Raw genomic sequence first — 16,932 nt, forward strand, 5'->3', positions numbered from 1 at the left:
CCGATGCGACCTGCCCCCAAACGTGCCCTGATCATTCCGAACATCCCCGCCTTCGAATGCGGTTGTGGCACCGTCCACAACAGCGCCGATGGCAAGCTGCCGGTGGGCTGGACCCAGCGCACGGGGCAAGTCTGGTGCACCGATTGCACCCGGCTCGGCATCCCCACCCGCACGATCCTCGCCGGCGGCTATCCGCGCCGCAACCGGCCTGCACCGTCGAAGAGTGCCGCATGATGGCCCGCGCGCTCATCATCCCGCGCCTTTGCGCAGCCGCCGCACCTGCTGGCTTCCCCTATAACCACCGCACGCTGGCGGAGACGGATGCCTCCGATCCGGCGATCTGGCGCGAGGTCAATTTCCGGCACTTCGAAGCCTTGCATGGCCCCGAAGAGCGCAACTTCGAAATCGACGGCAGCAGCCATGCCAGTACCCGCGATTTTGCCGAGCGCCTCGCCAATGCCCGGCAGTGGCGCATCGACAACAAGCCGTTCTTCGATGCGCTCTATGGGCCGGAAGCGTCCTGCTCGTGCGGTGCGGCATGAACACCCCGGTCATGAACGGCGAATTCCACATCGCCGGAGATCCCGCCGCGCTCGAAAGCTGGCCGGTCTGGCCGTCCACCGCGTTCGATTATGCCGCGCTCCTCGCCCAGGCCGAAACCAGCCTCGCCCGGCGCGAGCAGGCCTATCCCGAATGGATCCGCAAGGGCCTGATCGCGGGTGACGCGGCAGAGGCCGATATTGCCGCCTGGCGCCTGCTGGTCGCCGAATGGCGCTGGATCGTGCGGGAAGAGGGCGAGCTGCCCCCGGTGGATACGCTCCACGCCCGCCGCGCCGCCGTCGACCTGTCGATCGAGCGGATCGAGGCCGAGGCGCGCCGCCGCCACAGCGCCGAACTCGCCGATCAGGCTGCGCTTCTCCACGGCCTGCGCTGGCACCTTGCGCGCACCGATGGCCTCATTCCCCGCGTCCACCGCATGGCCGCGATCACGCGCCTGCTGCGGGCGGATGCGGCCAGCTTCAGCGAAAGGCCAGCCCCTACAGAAAGGAAAGCCGCATGAACGCCGCCGGCATCCAGCAGGCGGGCAAGCTGCTCGCCTTCGCAATTCTCGTCTTCACCGTGCTGCACTTCGCCGAACGCATCATCGCGGGCCTCGTGCAGTGCCCCTGCGTGGGAGCCTGCCCGTGGCGCTGATCCCGATGGAACCCGAACCCCGCCCGCACCGCTGGCGCTTCGTCGCGGTCTATGTGGTGCTCATGCTGATCACGATGGCGATCGGCGCGACGGGTGGCCTGCTCGACATGTGGGGGCAGCCATGAAGCGCCAGATCCCCGTTCCCATCCAGAACGCGCGCCGCTGCGAACTCTACGAGCTCAATGCCCAGCGCATGCTCACCCATGCCGAAGCGGCCGAGCTGGAGAGCCTCGAACACCGGCTCTACATGCGCGTCTGGCACCAGCAGCAGCGCGATGCCGAAATGGCCCATCGGGCAAAGCTGCAAGCGCAGATCGTCGCGCAACGGGCTGCCGGGCCAAGGCGTCATGTCGCGTGAGCGTCTCACTCAGGCCGAACGCTGGCGCCGCCACCGCGCCGCCTTCGAACTCGCGCTCGAACTGCGCTGCACCCCGGCAGAGGCCGAGCAGGAGCTGCAACGCCGCGAAGCCCGCGCGAAGTGGGAAGCCAGCAACGCCCGCTTGCAGGCCAAGATGAACGGCCACCCGCCACCGTGGCCACCACACCCTCCACGGCCCCCTGCACCGCCACCATCCCCTCCAAGGCCCTACGAACCCCCGCCCTGGATGCTCTTCGACTGACTGCGAAAGCCACGGAACAGGTATGAGAAGCTCCGACCGCAGCAGCCTGCCGCTCTTGCTCACCGAAGCCGAGGCTGCCGAACGGCTGCGGCTCTGCCAGCGCACCTTGCGCAAGGCCCGGCAGGAGGGGCTGCTGCACTATGTCTTGATCGGGCGCGCGGTGCGCTACACTGTTGCAGATCTCGAATCGTACATCGAAGCCCTCCGCCAGCAGGTGCCCGCCCAGTGCCTACGATCAAGTCAGCAGCCCGCCCGCAAGGCCCATGGGAAGCGCGCGCGCACCGGCGGCGAAATCATCCCTTTCACGGCCCGCGCCGCGCGCAGGTAAGCGCGTGACGGTCTGGAAGCCCAAGGGCAAGCCCAACTGGCACTACGAGTTTCAGTTCAAGGGCGTTCGATACTATGGCAGCACCGGCTGCACGTCGAAGCGCCTCGCCGAACAGTTCGAACGGCGCGAACGGCAGAAGGCCGCGCTGCCCGATCTCCAGCGGCCAGAGATCACGCTCGATGAAGCTGCGGGGCTCTATCAAGACCATGCCGAGAGCCTGCCGAGCTGGCCCACCATCCGCTACATGATCACCGCGCTGGTGGCCGGCCTTGGCGGAAATCGCCTACTCTCCACGATCACCCAGCGCGATCTGCAGATCTACTTCGCACGGCGCCGCGATGAACGATCCAACGCCTCGGTAAACCGCGAGATCGAGAACGCCCGCTCGCTCTGGCGCAGGGCCAAGGATGCCAGGTTCGAAGTGGGTGAGATGCCCACTTGGGGCACCCTCATGCTCAAGGTGCCGAAGAAGCCCCCGCGCGAACTCGATCTGAAAGAGGAGGAGGGCCTCTTCGCCGAGCTGCGCGAAGACCTCGCCGATGCCGTCGATTTCCTGCTCAAGTCAGGCTGGCGCCGCGCCGAGGTGCTCGGCCTGCGCTGGTCCGATGTGAAGTTCCCCACCAAGCAGGCCGCGACCCGGATCAAGGGCGGCGATACCGTCATGCGCCCGCTAACCACCACCCTGATCGAGATCATTGCGCGGCAGCCCCAGGCGGGGCCGTTCGTGTTCACCTATGTCGCCCAGCGCACCAAGCCCGCCTTCGTCGACAAGCGCGGCCGCAAGCACCCTGCGCGCCTCGCCGGGGAACGCTACCCGCTCACCCCCACCGCACTCCGCCGCCCCTTCGCCCATGCCAAGGAAGAGGCCGGCATCGATGATTTCCGGATCCACGATTTGCGCCATACGCGCGGCACCCGCATCGTCCGCGCGACGGGATCTCTGGCAGCAGCAAAGGAAGCCCTGAAGCACAAGCGCATCGAAACCACCCTGCGCTACGCCCACGTCCTAGACGAAGACGTCCGCAACGCCCTTGATGCATCAGAGTACCGACATAGTCCCGACCGGAAGACTGCGGAAAAGCGGAAAGCCTAAGGCCCTCAACGCTTTAGATCAGCATCCACATCCCCGTGTAAACGAGATGCTCTACCAACTGAGCTAACCGCCCCGGCATGCCGGAAGCGGCGCTATTGCTAGGTTTTGGGTGCTTCGTCAATCGGCGCTAGAGCACCCTGCGCCCGGACGGCTGCTGTTCCGGCACCTCGCCGCCCACGGTTTCGATCAGTTCTTCGGGCGAAATGGGTTTGTGGAAGGCAACGCCCGCTTCATGCCCGTTGCTCCACACCACCTGACCGAAAATCTCCTGCGCCCCCCAGCGCAGCAGCACATCGCGGCCCTGACGCGGTGGGATGGTGCGCAGGCTCACGCGCGCGCCTGTTTGCGAAAGGTCGCGCAGTTCGCCATCCATGCGGCTCGCCACGGAGATCAGGATCATCCGTTGGCCGGCAGCGACTCGCGCATAGCGGCGGCGATTGCCAAACCGGTCGCTGCGGTTCTTCATTGGCGTCATCGCCCTCGCTCCTCCGGCAAGCAGGCGACGGCGAAGCGGTCGGTCATGCGGCGATCCCCAGCGACTGGTCGAATCCAAGGTCTACGCCCGCACTCACGCTCTGCAGGCACGATGCCACATCGACGCCGCGCTGGCGGATCGCCCAGTTCCGGCACCAGTCAAGCGCATCGCAGGTCTCGACGAATGCCCGCCGCTCGCTGCGATTGATCCAGCGCAGCGCCAGCGACCAGTCACACAGCTTGAGCCAGAGCGCGCGATCGTGGCGGAAGCTCTGTTCGATCGCGCAGACGGCCTCCAGATAGGCATTGATCGAGATCTGGCCCGCTTCGTATTTGCCGAAGGCATCCTCCAGCGCGGCCAGAACCCTTTCATAGCGGTCGGCGTGCAGCCGGATCCGCCGCTGAAGCATTTCCATTACGAACTGCATTGCGATCCTCATTTTATCTTCAAGGTGTTAGAGCAATATTGGCGGTCGTGATGTTGAGCGTGTTGTTCAGTTGGTTGCTGAAAGTGTGCAGCGAACCGATGATCGCCACCGAGATCAGCGCAACGAGGAAACCCATCTCGATTGCGGTGGCGCCGCTCCGGTCTTCCACCAGCAACCGGTGCAGCAACCGCTTGATCATGATCTCGGAACAGGGGCGGACAGCCACTGCTCCTCCAGCGCGCCGAGCGCCTGCCAGTCTACCGCCCGGCGCGAATCGTCGCGCCGCAGCGTGGCCCACTCCAGCGCGTGCAAGGTCACCGAAATCCGCTCGGCAATGCCGATGTGGTCGGCCGGCGCCTTGAAGGTCTTCAGCGTATCGATGGCCTGATACATCCGGCCTCGCAGACCGGGCGTGACATAGCCGAAGCCATTGGCTTCCCGGACCACCCGATAAATCGCCCCATAGCTTTCGCGCACTTCTTCCATAGCGACGCCTCCCCCGCTGATGGAGACATTGTGTAGGAGCCGCGCCTTAACCGTGCGCTTTAACGACCATCACCAAATGGACTGATGATCGAGGACACCGTGAAAGGCCCGCCGCCAAACTGAAGACGGCGCTTCACCCTGCTATTTATTTATATTTATCAATGTTTTACGCGGAATTTCTGGCACTGCCATGATTGGCGCGCACGCACAAAGGCAGCGCTCCTCCGCAGCGCCATCGCCCTGCGCAATCGTGAATCCTGCCAAATGTACGTATTAACACTCGGTCGCAGCCTCTGAACCTGACCGCGCTTGCGATCAATGCTCCCGCGACGCGCCGGCCATGGGCGCGCGAGCGCGCATGATTCTGCAGGAGACACAATTCGTCACAAATCAGACGACGGTAGGCAATCAAATGACACCATCGGAGCAGCAGCCCCATTTGCAACGGAGTCGCTCATGCTGCTTGCCTCGCTTGCTCTGTCCGCCGCCCTGCTCGCTTCCCCGCCTGCTCCCCCGTCTGCGCTTGCCCCCGCAATCGCTCACGCTGCCCCGGCACCCTGCAATCCCGATGCGATGAAGAGCATTGCCTGCACCGCGCAGCGCCACACCCCCTCGCCGCGCGCGGCGGCATCCGTGCCGATCGCCTGCAATCCCGATCCGCTCAAGGGCGCGGCCTGCCATGCCCACGTCGCACAGGCCCGCGCCGAAACCCGCAGCAACACTGCGCGCGGTGACGAACTCGCCGCAGTGGATTGAACTGTTCATGCGGGGGGCTTGCCGCCTCCCCTGCCCCCCTCTAGGCTCGGAACACGGCCATGACTGCACCTTCCATTCTGCTGGTTGAAGACGACGTTTCGCTCCGCATGCTGACCGCACGCGCCTTGCGTGAGAACGGCTATGCCGTCCGCACGGCGGCGACTGGTGCCGAAATGTGGGTCATGCTCGAAGCCGAGCCCGCCGAACTCGTGGTCCTCGATATCATGCTGCCCGGTGCCAGCGGGATCGAACTGTTCCGCAAGCTGCGCCGCCAGAGCGATGTGCCGATCATCTTCGCCTCGGCGCGCGGCAGCGAAGAAGACCGCGTGCTCGGGCTCGAACTTGGCGCGGATGACTACATCGCCAAGCCCTATAGTGCGCGCGAGCTCATCGCGCGGATCGGCGCGGTCTTGCGGCGCGGCGGCGGCGAGGGCGTCGCCAAGGGTGACGAACGCACCAGCGAAGTCCACTTCGAAGGCTGGATTCTCTCGCTGTCGCGCCGCGAGCTGCGCTCGCCCAGCGGCGCGATGGTCGATCTCACCGGCGCCGAGTTCGATCTGCTCGCCACCTTCGTCAGCCACCGCCAGCGCGTGCTCGGGCGCGAACGGCTGATCGAACTTTCGCGCACACGGCTGGGTGACAGTTCGGACCGCAGCATCGACGTGCTGGTCAGCCGCCTGCGCCGCAAGCTTTCCGCCAGTGGCAGCGAACCGCCGATCGTGACGGTGCGCGGGGTTGGCTACATGTTCAAGGCGGAAGTCCGGCGGGGTTGAAACGCCAGTATCGCCTGGGATTTCGCCGCCTTGGCCTGACCGAACGGTTGCTGGCGATCCTGCTGCTGGTCGCCGCTGTCGATTTCCTCGCCAATACCTTCCTGTTCGATTCCGCAACGACCACGGCGGTGCAGCGCGACGATGCCGCGCGCATCGGCGAGCATCTGGCCCTGGCCGCCCGCGCGATTTCCCGCGAAGCGCCCGAGCGGCGTCCCGAGGCGGTCCGCGCACTTTCCTCGCGGCGCTTCACGCTCGAATGGTATCCCCGCGCTCCGCGGGTGGCAGCGACATCGCAGGATACGGCCCTGACGGCTCGCATTCTCGCGGCTGGACCCGCGCTGGCGGAGAATGGCCAGCACCTCTTCGTTGAGCACGCGCGCGGCAGCCGCGATGTCGCCGGCACGCTCGTCATGGCAGATGGCAGTGCGCTTGGTTTCGAAACGTATGCTGGCGAAGTGCGGCTTCAGCTTTCGCTCTGGCAGATCCTGCCGATGCTGCTGCCCACGCTGGTGCTCGGCGCGCTGGCATGGTTCATGTTCCGCGCGACGATGCGATCGTTGCAACACCTTGTCAGCGCGCTTCGGCACATCGAAACGCCGAGTCTTGGCGGCCTGCCAGAACAGGGCCCTGATGAAGTGCGCCGCTTGATCCGCGCTTTCAACCAGATGCAGCGCCGCATCCAGCGCCAGCAGGCCGAGCGCACCCAGTCCATGCTGGCCATCGGGCACGACTTGCGCACACCGCTGGCGCGGCTCCAACTGCGGCTTGATGGCGCCGGGCTCGATGACGAAACGCGCGCCGAGCTGGAACACGATATCGGCGAGATGCGCCAGTTGCTCGAATCGCTGCAGGCCTTTGTCGAGGCTGGCGGCACCCAGATCCCGCCGCAGCGCATCGATATCGCGATCATGGCCGCCACCCTGGTCGATAGCGCCGCCGATCAGGGCCTCGATGCGCATTACGATGGCCCCGAGAGCTGCGAGATCATGGCGCGCGCGGTCTCGATCCGCCGGGCGCTGGCAAACCTTATAGACAACGCGCTGCACTATGCTGGCAATGTCCGCGTCTCACTGGCGAGCGAGCCCTATGCCGTTGTCATCCGCATAGAGGATGATGGCCCCGGCATTCCCGAAGACCGCATGGAGGACGTGTTCCAGCCCTTTTTCCGGCTCGACACCGCCCGCACGCGCGATACGCCGGGCATGGGGCTGGGCCTTGCCATCGTGCAGGCAGCGGTCAAGCTGGAAGGCGGCACCCTCTCGCTGATCAACAAGCGCCAGCTCGATGGCGAGGGCACGGGACTGGCGGCCGTGATCAGCCTGCCCCTGCCGGCAGCGGCGAATCCCACCTGACTCCCTCGCTGTTGCAAAAACATCGCAGCCCGGTTTTTTTGCACTGCAGCACGCCTAGCAACATTACGACACCATCCAGCAATCAAGCAGCAAAATCGTTACCGTAAGTATTACTTCACCGCACCGGACGTAGCACCAGTTGGTGAGATGCTACGCGGAGTGTGGCCGCAGGCAGGAACGGTATCCTTAATCTCGGGCTCAGCCCCAGGGAGGTCGTTCCACATGAATTTCCGTCTTGCCACCATGGCACTCATGACTGCCGTTTCCGCGCTGGCCGCTACTGCGGCGCATGCCGAAGAAACCGCGCCTCCCCCGGCTGTGACCGTCTCGGGCACCGTTGCACTCGTTTCCGACTACCGCTTCCGCGGCGTCTCGCAGTCGAACGGCGGCGCAGCCGTTCAGGGCGGCATCACTGTCACCCACGAAAGCGGCGCCTATGCGGGTTTCTGGTCGTCGAACCTCGCCGGTTGGGGCACCTTCGGCGGTCCGAACCTCGAACTCGACCTCATCGCCGGCTACAAGGTCCCCGTCGCCAAATCCGTTGCGCTCGACGTCGGCCTGACCTGGTACACCTATCCCGGCGGCTCCAGCAAAACCGCCTTCGTCGAACCCTATGTCAAGGTTTCCGGCACGCTCGGGCCGGCCAGCGTCACCACCGGCGTGGCTTATGCCCCCAAGCAGCAAGCGCTGGGCAAGTGGTACAACTCGGGCGCCTCAGCCGTTGCAGGCGTGTATGATAATCCGGGCGCCAAGACGGACAACTTCTACGTGTGGACCGACGCCGCTGCCGGTATCCCTTCGACGCCGGTCACCCTCAAGGGCCACATCGGTTACTCGAAGGGCAACTCGGGCCTGGGTCCCAACGGCACCAGCGTCGCGCCGACGGGTGAATACGTCGATTGGCTGCTGGGCGCGGATATCGCACTCGGCAAGCTCACGCTCGGCCTTGCCTATGTCGATACCGACATCAGCGATGCCGAGGCAGCCTACCTGCAGCCCAACTTCTCCTCAACCAAGAACGGCAAGACGATCGCCGGTTCGAAGTTTGTGGCCTCGATTACCGCTGCATTCTGATCGTTTTCACGAGGTACGCAGCCTGTCCCCTCGGCCTGATGGTCGGGGGGACCTTTTTGCTTCCCCTCAAGCAATGCGGCCAAGCGGCTGCACCAGCTTCGATCACCAGCCAGACGGGCGGACTGCAAGCGAACGCGCTGCAGACACGGCTCGCGCTTTATCGCAAGGCACCGGCTGGCAAACTCACAATGACAGGGAAACAGGTGCGAACCTCCCGGTGAAGCGGGGGGGACCAGAAGGCTCGCACCCATTTGCGACCGCGAAGAGGAGCTTTGCTCCATCGACCCGATGGCTCAGAGGTGGGCTTCGCCCCCCGCGCCCTCAACCTGTCCCGGAGGGCAAATCACGCCACTTTGGCAGGGTTCGCAGCCCCTTCGGGCGAATCAGGTGCACTGCCGCCAGATCGGACGTCAGAGCCCCGCTTCGATCGCCATGCGGATGGCGTCCGCGCTGGTGCGAACGCCCAGCGCGCGCAGCACCGCCGCGCGATGGAGCTTGACCGTCCGCTCGCTCAGCCCAAGCTCGTAGGCGATCTGCTTGTTGAGCCGCCCGGCTGCGATGCATTCGAGGATCTCGCGTTGCCGGCGCGAAAGCGAGGCGACCTTCTCGCGCGCTTCCACCGCGCGGGCGCTCGGCACCGCATCGGCTGCCCCGGCGATTTCCACCTGGCTGCCGAGGAACCATTCAAGCTCCCCCGCAGCATCGAAGATCGGCGCGATCATCACTGCGTTGCGGAACGGGGTCCCATCGCGTTTATAGTTGAGCAACTCGACCATCACCGGCACGCGTGCTGCGATGCCATCGCGCAACTGTGCGGTCAGTTCCGGTTCGGTGCCCGGGCCGCGCAGGAAACGGCAATTGCGCCCGATGATTTCATCGCGCCCATAGCCGGTGAGTTCCATGAAAGCCGCGTTGCAATCCACGATGGGATTGTCCGGCAAACGCGGGTTGCTCACCACCGCGGCCACCAGGCTGTTCTCGATCATTGCGCCAATTGCCATATTCTTTCCCTTCGGCTCCGGAGCGCCGCGCGCAATTGCCCTTAGGTCCATGTTCCCAAAAACCGGCCCCGTCCCGATCCTTAGAGCCAAGATTGCTGCGTGGGTAAACCCATTTGCGACGGTGCTGCAATATGTGCCGCGCGGATTTCTGCCCTTTTTCTGCAGCGAGTGCGTGGTCCATTCCGGCGCGCAACTTCCTCTCGTCCACGGAGCGCACGCATGAATTACGTAAATCACGAGTTCGAAGCGCGCGACGAGGACGGAAAACTGATTGTTCCTGAACCTGTTCAGGAAGCAATCCGCACGCTGCTGCGCTGGGCGGGCGATGACCCGGAGCGCGAAGGCCTTACCGACACGCCCGCACGCGTCGGCCGTGCATGGCGCGAATATTGCGCCGGCTATGAGGAAGACCCCGGCATCCACCTGCGCCGCACCTTTAGCGAAGTTGCAGGCTATGACGAAGTCGTCCTGCTGCGCGACATTCCGTTCCAGTCGCACTGCGAACACCACCTCGCGCCGATCACTGGCACAGCATCGATCGCCTACCTTCCCCGGAACCGCGTCGTCGGCATCTCCAAGCTGGCGCGAGTGCTCCACGGCTTCGCTCGCCGCCTGCAAATTCAGGAACGGCTGACCAGCGAAGTCGCCAACTGCATCTGGGACAATCTTCAGCCACATGGCGTCGCCGTGGTGATCGAGGCGCAGCACGGCTGCATGACCGGTCGCGGCGTTCGTACGCCAGGCGTCGGCATGGTCACCAGCCGCATGCTCGGCTGCTTCCTCGAGGATGACAGCAGCCGCAAGGAAGTGCTGTCGCTGATGGGCCGCAAGTAACGGCGATCAGATCCATGCGTAGCGTTGCCATCATCGGGGCCGGGATTGCGGGCCTCTCATGTGCAGATGTTCTGGCAAAGGACGGCTGGCGGGTCACTTTGTTCGACAAGGGCCGCAAGGCTGGCGGCCGGATGTCGTCGAGGCGGGTCGAGACCCCACACGGCGAGGCGAGCTTCGACTTCGGCGCACAGTACTTTACCGTTCGCCATGATGGTTTCGCGGCTGAAGTCGCCCGCTGGGCCGATGCCGGGCTGGCAGTCCGCTGGCCCGATGCGGGCGCTGACGCGTGGATCGGCGTTCCCGCCATGAATGTCGTGGTGCGCGAGATGGCGGCGCGGCACGAAGTGCGCTTTTCGCACCACGTCAGCGGCCTTGCCCGAGAGGGCATGTCATGGCGCCTCCTTGGTGAGGGCATGCCGACCGAACAATTCGATGCTGCCGTCCTTGCGCTTCCTGCCGAGCAGGCCGCACCGATTCTGACGCTCCACGATTTCGATCTGGCCCGCACGGCATTGTTCGCGCGTTCGCAGCCGTGCTGGACCGGCATGTTCGCCTTCGACAGCCCCCTGCCCCACGGCGAGGACATCCTGCGCAACCACGGCATCCTCGCCTGGGCCTCGCGCGATAACGCCAAGCCCGGTCGGCGCGGACCGGAGAGCTGGGTGGTCCAGGCCACACCGCAATGGTCGACAGCACATCTCGAGCGCAGCCCAGAGGAAATCGCGCCCCTTCTGCTCGCTGCCTTGCATGAAGCGACCGGAGCGCATGCCCATATGCCGCTCGCTCATTCCGCGCATCGCTGGCGCTACGCCTTGTCAGCCGGCACCGGGCTTGGCTGCCTGTGGAACGAGCAGCAGCGCATCGGCGCCTGCGGGGACTGGCTGCTTGGCCCGCGCGTGGAATGCGCCTGGATCTCCGGCCGGATGCTGGGCGAACGCATCCTGGGTGCCGCGCGCGAAGCCGCCTGAGCTGGAGGTTCGGCGGCTGGAGGCGGAGATTGACGAGCCCCGCAAAATGCCCCTGCGAGGCTCCATCGCTACTGGCCCAATTCGCCCAAGCTCCGGATAGAAAAGTTGCCAGTTTCGTATGGGTACACGGCACCATGGGCCAAACAGCTTCCGAGAGGCGTGGAGCTGGGCGAGTGGGCACAATCGCGCCCAACCCTCCCTGCTCGTCGGGTGATCGCCGCTAGGCCGGGCTCAGACCAGCATCGCCGATGCCGAGCCCAGCTCGGCGAAATAGCGCGCCATCGCATCAGCAGCCTTGTCGGTCAGCGTGATGAAGGCGCGGCGGCGATCGGTCTCGTCGTCAACGCGCTGGAGCAGACCCGCGTCGGTCATCTGGCCAATCCAGCGCAGCGCGGTCGTCGGCGGCACGCCCGAGGCGATGCAGAGCGAGGTGACCGAGACGCGCACGTGTTCGGCGCGCGCAGCAGTGAGATCGAGCAGCATGTCCCACGCCGGATCGGCGAAGAGATCACCTTCGAAGAAGCGCGCGCGCAGTTGGCGCTGGCGGATGATCTTGCGGACGAGCCGCGGATCGGGAAGCGGCGGGCGGGCGGCGCGAACCAGCCGGTCCGTGCCATCGTCAAGTCGCGCCTCGTCACCGGAGTCATCGAAGCGGAACGCCGAAGCCTGCGCCGTCGCAGCACCTGAACCGGACGAGAGCGCCTCAAGCTTCTGGGCAATCTGGCCGACCTGTTCGGTAAGGCGCAGCAGCGCGAGCCGGTCTTCCTCCGAAAGCTCACGCACGCGGTTTCCGGCCCGGGCCAGCGTGCGGCCCAAGGCGATCACGCGGTCAGCACGGCTGGGGGTGACGAGGATCTGCGCTTCGCTCTGATCAAGGCAGCCGAACACATCGTCGAGCGAGCCGATGCTGGTCGAGACCACCAGTTGCGATCCGCTCTTCGCCGCACGCAGATCGAGCCGGGCGAGCGCAGCGAGTTCGGCGCCGTCGATCACCGGGCAATCGACCAGCACGAGATCACCCAGCGCCGGACCGCCTTCCGAGCCGAGCAGATTGCCGAGATCCGCCGTCTGCGCGATACGCAGGCCGGCCGCCACCGCGTCTTCCTCCATCTCGGCCCGCAAATAGCTGCGGTCCGCGAAGATGGAGACAGCCAGAGCCGATGTGCCGCGATCCTGCACGCGGCCCTGAAGCCTGCCCTCCACCCGATCGCGCATCTCCACCACGGGCGGTGCTCCTGCATCGCCATTGCCGTAGTCGAACTGCCTGGCAGCCTGTCCCATTGAAAGCGCACTCCGTAAATGTCCGTATACGAACAAGAGTGGAACAAAACAGGCTCAGGTCAAGATCAAAAAGCTCCAAACTGGATGCAGGCCAGGGGAACACCTCCGGCAGAGCCGACACGATCCCCGCAAATCCAACGGTTTGATCCGCGCATCGCGGATGCATTCCGCATCGCGGCAAAATGGGCTGCAACCGCGCGGAACATGCACTTTCATCCCGGCCAGGGCGCGCATCCGCTCCGATTCGGCGTGGCCGTTGTCAGTCGATGAAAGGATCGCGCACGAGGATCGTGTCCTCGCGCTCCGGGCTGGTCGAGACAAGCGCGACCGGGGTTTCGATCAGCTCCTGCACGCGCTGGATGTACTTGATCGCCTGCGCCGGCAGGTCCGCCCATGAACGCGCGCCGGCGGTCGTGCCCTGCCAGCCGTCCATTTCCTCGTAGATCGGTTCCACCGCGGCCTGATCGGCAGCATGGCTCGGGAAATAGTCCAGCACCTTCCCGCGCAGGCGGTAGCCGGTGCAGATCTTCACCTTGTCGAACCCGTCGAGCACGTCGAGCTTGGTCAGCGCAATCCCGGTCACGCCCGAGATCGAGCATGACTGGCGCACCAGCACCGCATCGAACCAGCCGCAGCGGCGCTTGCGCCCCGTCACCGTGCCGAATTCGTGGCCGCGTTCACCCAGTTGCTGGCCAACTTCGTCTTCCAGTTCGGTCGGGAACGGGCCCGAACCAACGCGGGTGGTATAGGCCTTGACGATGCCGAGCACGAAACCGGTCGAATTGGGGCCAAGGCCCGAACCCGATGCCGCCGTGCCCGAAACGGTGTTGGACGAGGTGACGAAGGGATAGGTCCCGTGATCGACATCGAGCAGCACGCCCTGCGCGCCTTCGAACAGGATGCGTGCGCCGGCCTTGCGCACCTTTTTCAGACGCTTCCACACCGGCTGGGCATATTGCAGCACGAAGGGCGCAATCTCGCGCAGCTCTGCCAGCAGCGCGGCGCGGTCCACTGGCGGCTGGCCGAAACCGGCGCGCAGCGCATCGTGATGGGCGCAGAGCCGGTCGAGCTGCGAATCGAGTGCATCGAGGTGCGCCAGATCGCACACCCGGATCGCGCGGCGGCCAACCTTGTCCTCATAGGCCGGGCCGATCCCGCGCCCCGTGGTGCCGATCTTGCCGGAACCCGCCGCCGTCTCGCGCAGGCCGTCGAGGTCCCGGTGCAGCGGCAGGATCAGCGGGCAATTGTCGGCAATCGCAAAGTTTTCGGCATGGATGCTCACGCCCTGCCCGGTCAGCTTCTCAATCTCCGCCTTGAGCGCCCACGGATCGAGCACCACACCGTTGCCGATGATCGAAAGCGTGCCCCGCACAATGCCGGACGGCAGCAGCGAAAGTTTGTAGACCGAACCGTCCACCACCAGCGTATGGCCTGCGTTGTGACCGCCCTGGAAGCGCACCACGGCATCGGCGCGGCTAGCCAGCCAATCGACGATCTTGCCCTTGCCCTCATCGCCCCACTGGGCGCCGATCACGGTCACGTTGGCCACGGCTCACGCTTTCATTCTGTTGCAGTTCAAAGTCGGCTGGCGCCCTAGGGGAGTGTGGCGCTGAGGGCAAGGAAAAGGGGGCGCCACCAGCTTATGGGGGATGGCCATGCGAATTCATTTCGATTATCGCCGAATTATCGAATCAGGAGCCGAGCTTGACCGTATCTCTTGCCCTGCCCCGCGCGGTGGATCTGCTATCGGCGCTGGCACAAGGGCACCGGCTCGCCGTGTTCCGACTGCTGGTGAAGGCCGGACCTGAGGGCCTGCCCGCCGGCGTGATCGCGCGCGAAGTGGGCGTGCGGCCCAACACGCTCTCGACTCACCTCGCGATCCTTGATCATGCCGGATTGGTCCATGCCCGGCGCGAGGGCCGCTCGCTGATTTACTCCGCAGACTATGCCGCGATGCGCACGTTGATGAGCTTCCTCGCGGAGGATTGCTGCGGCGGAAGGCCGGAAATCTGCGCGCCGCTCGCTGAACTCGCGCCCGACTGTGGGGCCTGTGCATGAGCCTAGCGCGGCGGATCGTGGCGGAAGGGCTCGGCACCCTGCTCCTGCTCGCCGTGGTGGTCGGCTCCGGCGTGATGGGCGCGCGGCTTGCGGGCGGCAACGATGCCATCGCGCTCCTGGGCAACACGCTCTCGACCGGTGCGGGGCTCGTGGTCCTGATCCACATGTTCGGCCCGATTTCCGGCGCACACTTCAATCCCGCGGTGACCCTGGCGACCGTGCTGCGCCGTGAGCTCAGTCCGGTGGACGCGTTTGGCTATATCGCGGCGCAAGTCATCGGCGCGGTGCTGGGCGTGTGGCTGGCGCATGCGATGTTTGCACTGCCGATACTGCAGATCTCCGCCCACACGCGCGGCGGTTGGGCGCAGGGCCTTGCGGAACTGGTCGCCACATTCGGACTGCTCGGCACGATCCTCGCCGTCTCGAAGCACCGCCGCGAGTTCACGGCTGTGGCGGTGGGGCTCTACATCACATCGGCCTACTGGTTCACCGCCTCAACGTCTTTCGCCAATCCGGCGGTGACGCTGGCGCGCGGGCTCACCGATACGTTTGCGGGCATCGCGCCCGCATCGATCCCCATGTTCATCGCCGGACAGCTGGCTGGCGCGCTTGCCGCCCTTGCCGTGTTCGGCTGGCTTCTGGCAGAGGACCACGCATGACTGACAGCTTCCCGATCACCATCTACCACAACCCCAAGTGCGGCACCTCGCGCAATACGCTGGCGATGATCGAGGCGGCGGGTTACGCGCCCACGGTCGTCGAATACGTCAAGGCCGGCTGGACGCGGCCGCAGCTTGACCAGATCCTTGCCGACATGGGCGCGGCACCGCGCGAAATCATGCGCACCAAGGGCACCCCGGCGGAGGAACTCGGCCTGACCGATCCCGCTGCCAGCGACGAGGCCATCCTCGCCGCGATGGTGGAGCACCCGATCCTGGTGAACCGGCCCATCGTGGTGACGCCGAAGGGCACCAAGCTGTGCCGGCCTTCGGAACTGGTGCTGGGCCTGCTGGACCGGAAGCCCGAGAGCTTCACCAAGGAAGATGGCGAGGTCGTGAAGCTTTAAAGCTTCACCGGCTCGCCGCCGCGCAGCTCGTGCGTGCAGCCGAGCGTGGCGGCGCTGTCCGCCTCGCTCAGTGCGGCGACCGTGCGCCAGCCGATGCTGCGCAAGCGGGCAGCGACATCGCGGTCATGCCCGAAGGGCAAGAATACGCTTTCCGGCGCCGGTTCGGCTTCGGCCACCTGCGCGATCAGGGCGTCAGGATAGAGCGAGAAGCCGGTCGCGACTTCGCCCTCACCGCTACCTGCGATGCGATAAGTGCCGCCGCGGCCGAGCGCGCCGCGCACCCCATCGGCATAGAGCGTAAAGCCCAGCCAGGACTGATACTCGAAGCCGTGGCGCTCCGAAGGATCGAGCGTGAGCCGCGCGGTGCCGCCCAGCGTTGCGGCAATCTCGCGCAGCGCGGCGATGCGGCTGGCGAGCGCGCCGCCTGCGTCGATGGCGGCAAGCTTTTCAATCGCCGTATCGAAATCGCCGGTGGCGTATAGCAGCGGGACATAGGCCTCGCCGCCCGCATCGACGAGCCCGCCCGCATCCTTGGTATCAAGCTCGCGCCGCACCGCCTCGATCTGCTGCGGCGCCAGCGGGAAGGCCTTGGCAGCAAGGGTATCGACGAGATCGGGCAGCGTGAAATCGACGCTGACGCCTTGCGCGCCGGCGGCCTGCAACGCCTCGATGGCGATGGACACGACCTCGGTGGCCGCTGCGACATTGTCCGTCCCGATCAGCTCTGCGCCGCACTGCAGCCGCTCGCGCGCCGGATCGAGCGCATCACCCTTGATGGTGAGCACCTGCCCCGCATAGCACAGCCGCAGCGGGCGCGCGGCGGCGGCGAGGCGCGTGCCGGCAATGCGGCCGATCTGCGGCGTATGGTCGCTGCGCAGGCCCATCATCCGCAGGCTCGCCGGATCGACAAAGCGGAACATGCGCCGCTGGTTGATCCCGTCCATCCGCGCGGCCAGGCTGCGCTCGAACTCGATCATCGGCGGCAGCACGCGGTCATAGCCGTGGCCGTGCATCACGTCCTGCAAGCTGCGCATCACGCGCGTGGTCGCGGCGGCTTCGCGCGGGAGACGGTCTTCGAGGCCCTCGGGCAGGAGATCGGAATTCGGTTCGGTCATGGCAACGGCGCCCTAGCCCACGGCGCGCGAG

Annotated in this window: 25 protein-coding genes; 17 read left to right on the forward strand and 8 right to left on the reverse strand. The window is 65.7% G+C overall.

Annotation, left to right across the window (positions count from 1 at the left end; translation table 11 throughout):
* Positions 1-3: 3 nt before the first annotated feature.
* The 8 genes from ACODS2_RS05860 to ACODS2_RS05895 all read left to right on the forward strand — a co-directional run bounded on the left by ACODS2_RS05860 (position 4) and on the right by ACODS2_RS05895 (position 3,235).
* On the forward strand, positions 4-234 hold the full coding sequence (locus ACODS2_RS05860) for a hypothetical protein (RefSeq protein ID WP_488997978.1): 231 nt from the start codon (positions 4-6) through the stop codon (positions 232-234).
* The gene (locus ACODS2_RS05865) at positions 231-542 is read left to right on the forward strand and encodes a hypothetical protein (protein ID WP_488997979.1); all 312 of its coding nucleotides are present in this window, start codon (positions 231-233) and stop codon (positions 540-542) included. The genes ACODS2_RS05860 and ACODS2_RS05865 overlap by 4 nt, the downstream gene beginning before the upstream one ends.
* Positions 539-1,060 (forward strand): hypothetical protein, encoded by a 522-nt coding sequence (locus ACODS2_RS05870; RefSeq protein WP_488997980.1) that lies wholly within the window; start codon positions 539-541, stop codon positions 1,058-1,060. Before ACODS2_RS05865 ends, ACODS2_RS05870 begins: the two co-directional genes overlap by 4 nt.
* Complete coding sequence (locus ACODS2_RS05875) at positions 1,057-1,194, forward strand: hypothetical protein (RefSeq protein ID WP_488997981.1); 138 nt, start codon at positions 1,057-1,059, stop codon at positions 1,192-1,194. The genes ACODS2_RS05870 and ACODS2_RS05875 overlap by 4 nt, the downstream gene beginning before the upstream one ends.
* A 121-nt stretch (positions 1,195-1,315) precedes the next feature.
* Complete coding sequence (locus tag ACODS2_RS05880) at positions 1,316-1,552, forward strand: hypothetical protein (RefSeq protein WP_488997982.1); 237 nt, start codon at positions 1,316-1,318, stop codon at positions 1,550-1,552.
* The gene (locus tag ACODS2_RS05885) at positions 1,542-1,814 is read left to right on the forward strand and encodes a hypothetical protein (RefSeq protein WP_488997983.1); all 273 of its coding nucleotides are present in this window, start codon (positions 1,542-1,544) and stop codon (positions 1,812-1,814) included. Before ACODS2_RS05880 ends, ACODS2_RS05885 begins: the two co-directional genes overlap by 11 nt.
* 22 nt (positions 1,815-1,836) lie before the next feature.
* Positions 1,837-2,142 carry a helix-turn-helix domain-containing protein gene (locus tag ACODS2_RS05890; RefSeq protein ID WP_488997984.1) on the forward strand — a complete coding sequence of 102 codons (306 nt, stop codon included), beginning with the start codon at positions 1,837-1,839 and terminating at the stop codon, positions 2,140-2,142.
* A gap of 4 nt (positions 2,143-2,146) precedes the next feature.
* Entirely contained in the window at positions 2,147-3,235 is a 1,089-nt protein-coding gene (locus tag ACODS2_RS05895) for a tyrosine-type recombinase/integrase (protein WP_488997985.1), read from the forward strand.
* A 127-nt stretch (positions 3,236-3,362) separates the two neighbouring features.
* Here ACODS2_RS05895 and ACODS2_RS05900 read toward each other — a convergent pair whose 3' ends face one another.
* The 4 genes from ACODS2_RS05900 to ACODS2_RS05915 are packed head-to-tail and all read right to left on the reverse strand — an operon-like array spanning position 3,363 to position 4,623.
* Complete coding sequence (locus tag ACODS2_RS05900; RefSeq protein WP_488997986.1) at positions 3,363-3,710, reverse strand: PilZ domain-containing protein; 348 nt, start codon at positions 3,708-3,710, stop codon at positions 3,363-3,365.
* Positions 3,711-3,753: 43 nt separating this feature from the next.
* Positions 3,754-4,125, reverse strand: a complete 372-nt coding sequence (locus ACODS2_RS05905) for a hypothetical protein (RefSeq protein WP_488997987.1) — start codon at positions 4,123-4,125, stop codon at positions 3,754-3,756.
* A gap of 31 nt (positions 4,126-4,156) precedes the next feature.
* A complete protein-coding gene (locus ACODS2_RS05910; RefSeq protein ID WP_488997988.1) occupies positions 4,157-4,336 on the reverse strand; it encodes a Flp family type IVb pilin in 180 nt (59 codons plus the stop codon).
* Entirely contained in the window at positions 4,333-4,623 is a 291-nt protein-coding gene (locus ACODS2_RS05915; RefSeq protein WP_488997989.1) for a hypothetical protein, read from the reverse strand. The genes ACODS2_RS05910 and ACODS2_RS05915 overlap by 4 nt, the downstream gene beginning before the upstream one ends.
* A 456-nt stretch (positions 4,624-5,079) precedes the next feature.
* On the opposite strand from ACODS2_RS05915, the gene ACODS2_RS05920 reads away from it, so the two are divergent.
* From ACODS2_RS05920 to ACODS2_RS05935, 4 genes are all read left to right on the forward strand, one after another.
* A complete protein-coding gene (locus ACODS2_RS05920) occupies positions 5,080-5,379 on the forward strand; it encodes a hypothetical protein (protein WP_488997990.1) in 300 nt (99 codons plus the stop codon).
* 59 nt (positions 5,380-5,438) lie between these two features.
* Entirely contained in the window at positions 5,439-6,152 is a 714-nt protein-coding gene (locus ACODS2_RS05925) for a response regulator transcription factor (RefSeq protein WP_298165275.1), read from the forward strand.
* On the forward strand, positions 6,149-7,504 hold the full coding sequence (locus ACODS2_RS05930; protein ID WP_298165273.1) for an ATP-binding protein: 1,356 nt from the start codon (positions 6,149-6,151) through the stop codon (positions 7,502-7,504). The genes ACODS2_RS05925 and ACODS2_RS05930 overlap by 4 nt, the downstream gene beginning before the upstream one ends.
* Before the next feature lie 222 nt (positions 7,505-7,726).
* Positions 7,727-8,578, forward strand: coding sequence for a TorF family putative porin (locus tag ACODS2_RS05935; RefSeq protein ID WP_488997991.1), 852 nt, complete (start codon positions 7,727-7,729; stop codon positions 8,576-8,578).
* 410 nt (positions 8,579-8,988) lie between these two features.
* Here ACODS2_RS05935 and ACODS2_RS05940 read toward each other — a convergent pair whose 3' ends face one another.
* On the reverse strand, positions 8,989-9,579 hold the full coding sequence (locus ACODS2_RS05940) for a LuxR C-terminal-related transcriptional regulator (RefSeq protein WP_147160301.1): 591 nt from the start codon (positions 9,577-9,579) through the stop codon (positions 8,989-8,991).
* Between the two features lie 219 nt (positions 9,580-9,798).
* On the opposite strand from ACODS2_RS05940, the gene folE reads away from it, so the two are divergent.
* On the forward strand, positions 9,799-10,413 hold the full coding sequence (gene folE, locus ACODS2_RS05945; RefSeq protein WP_292943672.1) for a GTP cyclohydrolase I FolE: 615 nt from the start codon (positions 9,799-9,801) through the stop codon (positions 10,411-10,413).
* 14 nt (positions 10,414-10,427) lie between these two features.
* A complete protein-coding gene (locus ACODS2_RS05950) occupies positions 10,428-11,381 on the forward strand; it encodes an NAD(P)/FAD-dependent oxidoreductase (RefSeq protein ID WP_488997992.1) in 954 nt (317 codons plus the stop codon).
* A gap of 231 nt (positions 11,382-11,612) precedes the next feature.
* Here ACODS2_RS05950 and ACODS2_RS05955 read toward each other — a convergent pair whose 3' ends face one another.
* Together ACODS2_RS05955 and ACODS2_RS05960 are read right to left on the reverse strand one after the other, a co-directional pair.
* Positions 11,613-12,662, reverse strand: coding sequence for a winged helix DNA-binding protein (locus tag ACODS2_RS05955; protein WP_488997993.1), 1,050 nt, complete (start codon positions 12,660-12,662; stop codon positions 11,613-11,615).
* Between the two features lie 259 nt (positions 12,663-12,921).
* The gene (locus ACODS2_RS05960) at positions 12,922-14,211 is read right to left on the reverse strand and encodes an adenylosuccinate synthase (protein ID WP_298165263.1); all 1,290 of its coding nucleotides are present in this window, start codon (positions 14,209-14,211) and stop codon (positions 12,922-12,924) included.
* A 155-nt stretch (positions 14,212-14,366) separates the two neighbouring features.
* Here ACODS2_RS05960 and ACODS2_RS05965 point away from each other — a divergent pair, with 155 nt between their 5' ends.
* The 3 genes from ACODS2_RS05965 to arsC are packed head-to-tail and all read left to right on the forward strand — an operon-like array spanning position 14,367 to position 15,786.
* The gene (locus ACODS2_RS05965) at positions 14,367-14,720 is read left to right on the forward strand and encodes an ArsR/SmtB family transcription factor (RefSeq protein WP_298165261.1); all 354 of its coding nucleotides are present in this window, start codon (positions 14,367-14,369) and stop codon (positions 14,718-14,720) included.
* Positions 14,717-15,379 carry an MIP/aquaporin family protein gene (locus tag ACODS2_RS05970; protein ID WP_488997994.1) on the forward strand — a complete coding sequence of 221 codons (663 nt, stop codon included), beginning with the start codon at positions 14,717-14,719 and terminating at the stop codon, positions 15,377-15,379. The genes ACODS2_RS05965 and ACODS2_RS05970 overlap by 4 nt, the downstream gene beginning before the upstream one ends.
* On the forward strand, positions 15,376-15,786 hold the full coding sequence (gene arsC / locus ACODS2_RS05975) for an arsenate reductase (glutaredoxin) (protein ID WP_298165259.1): 411 nt from the start codon (positions 15,376-15,378) through the stop codon (positions 15,784-15,786). The genes ACODS2_RS05970 and arsC overlap by 4 nt, the downstream gene beginning before the upstream one ends.
* Here the strand turns inward: arsC and ACODS2_RS05980 are convergent.
* Complete coding sequence (locus ACODS2_RS05980; RefSeq protein ID WP_488997995.1) at positions 15,783-16,901, reverse strand: ATP phosphoribosyltransferase regulatory subunit; 1,119 nt, start codon at positions 16,899-16,901, stop codon at positions 15,783-15,785. The two genes, arsC and ACODS2_RS05980, sit on opposite strands and share 4 nt — an antisense overlap.
* Between the last annotated feature and the right edge of the window lie 31 nt (positions 16,902-16,932).

The organism is Novosphingobium sp. FG137 (assembly GCF_057809735.1).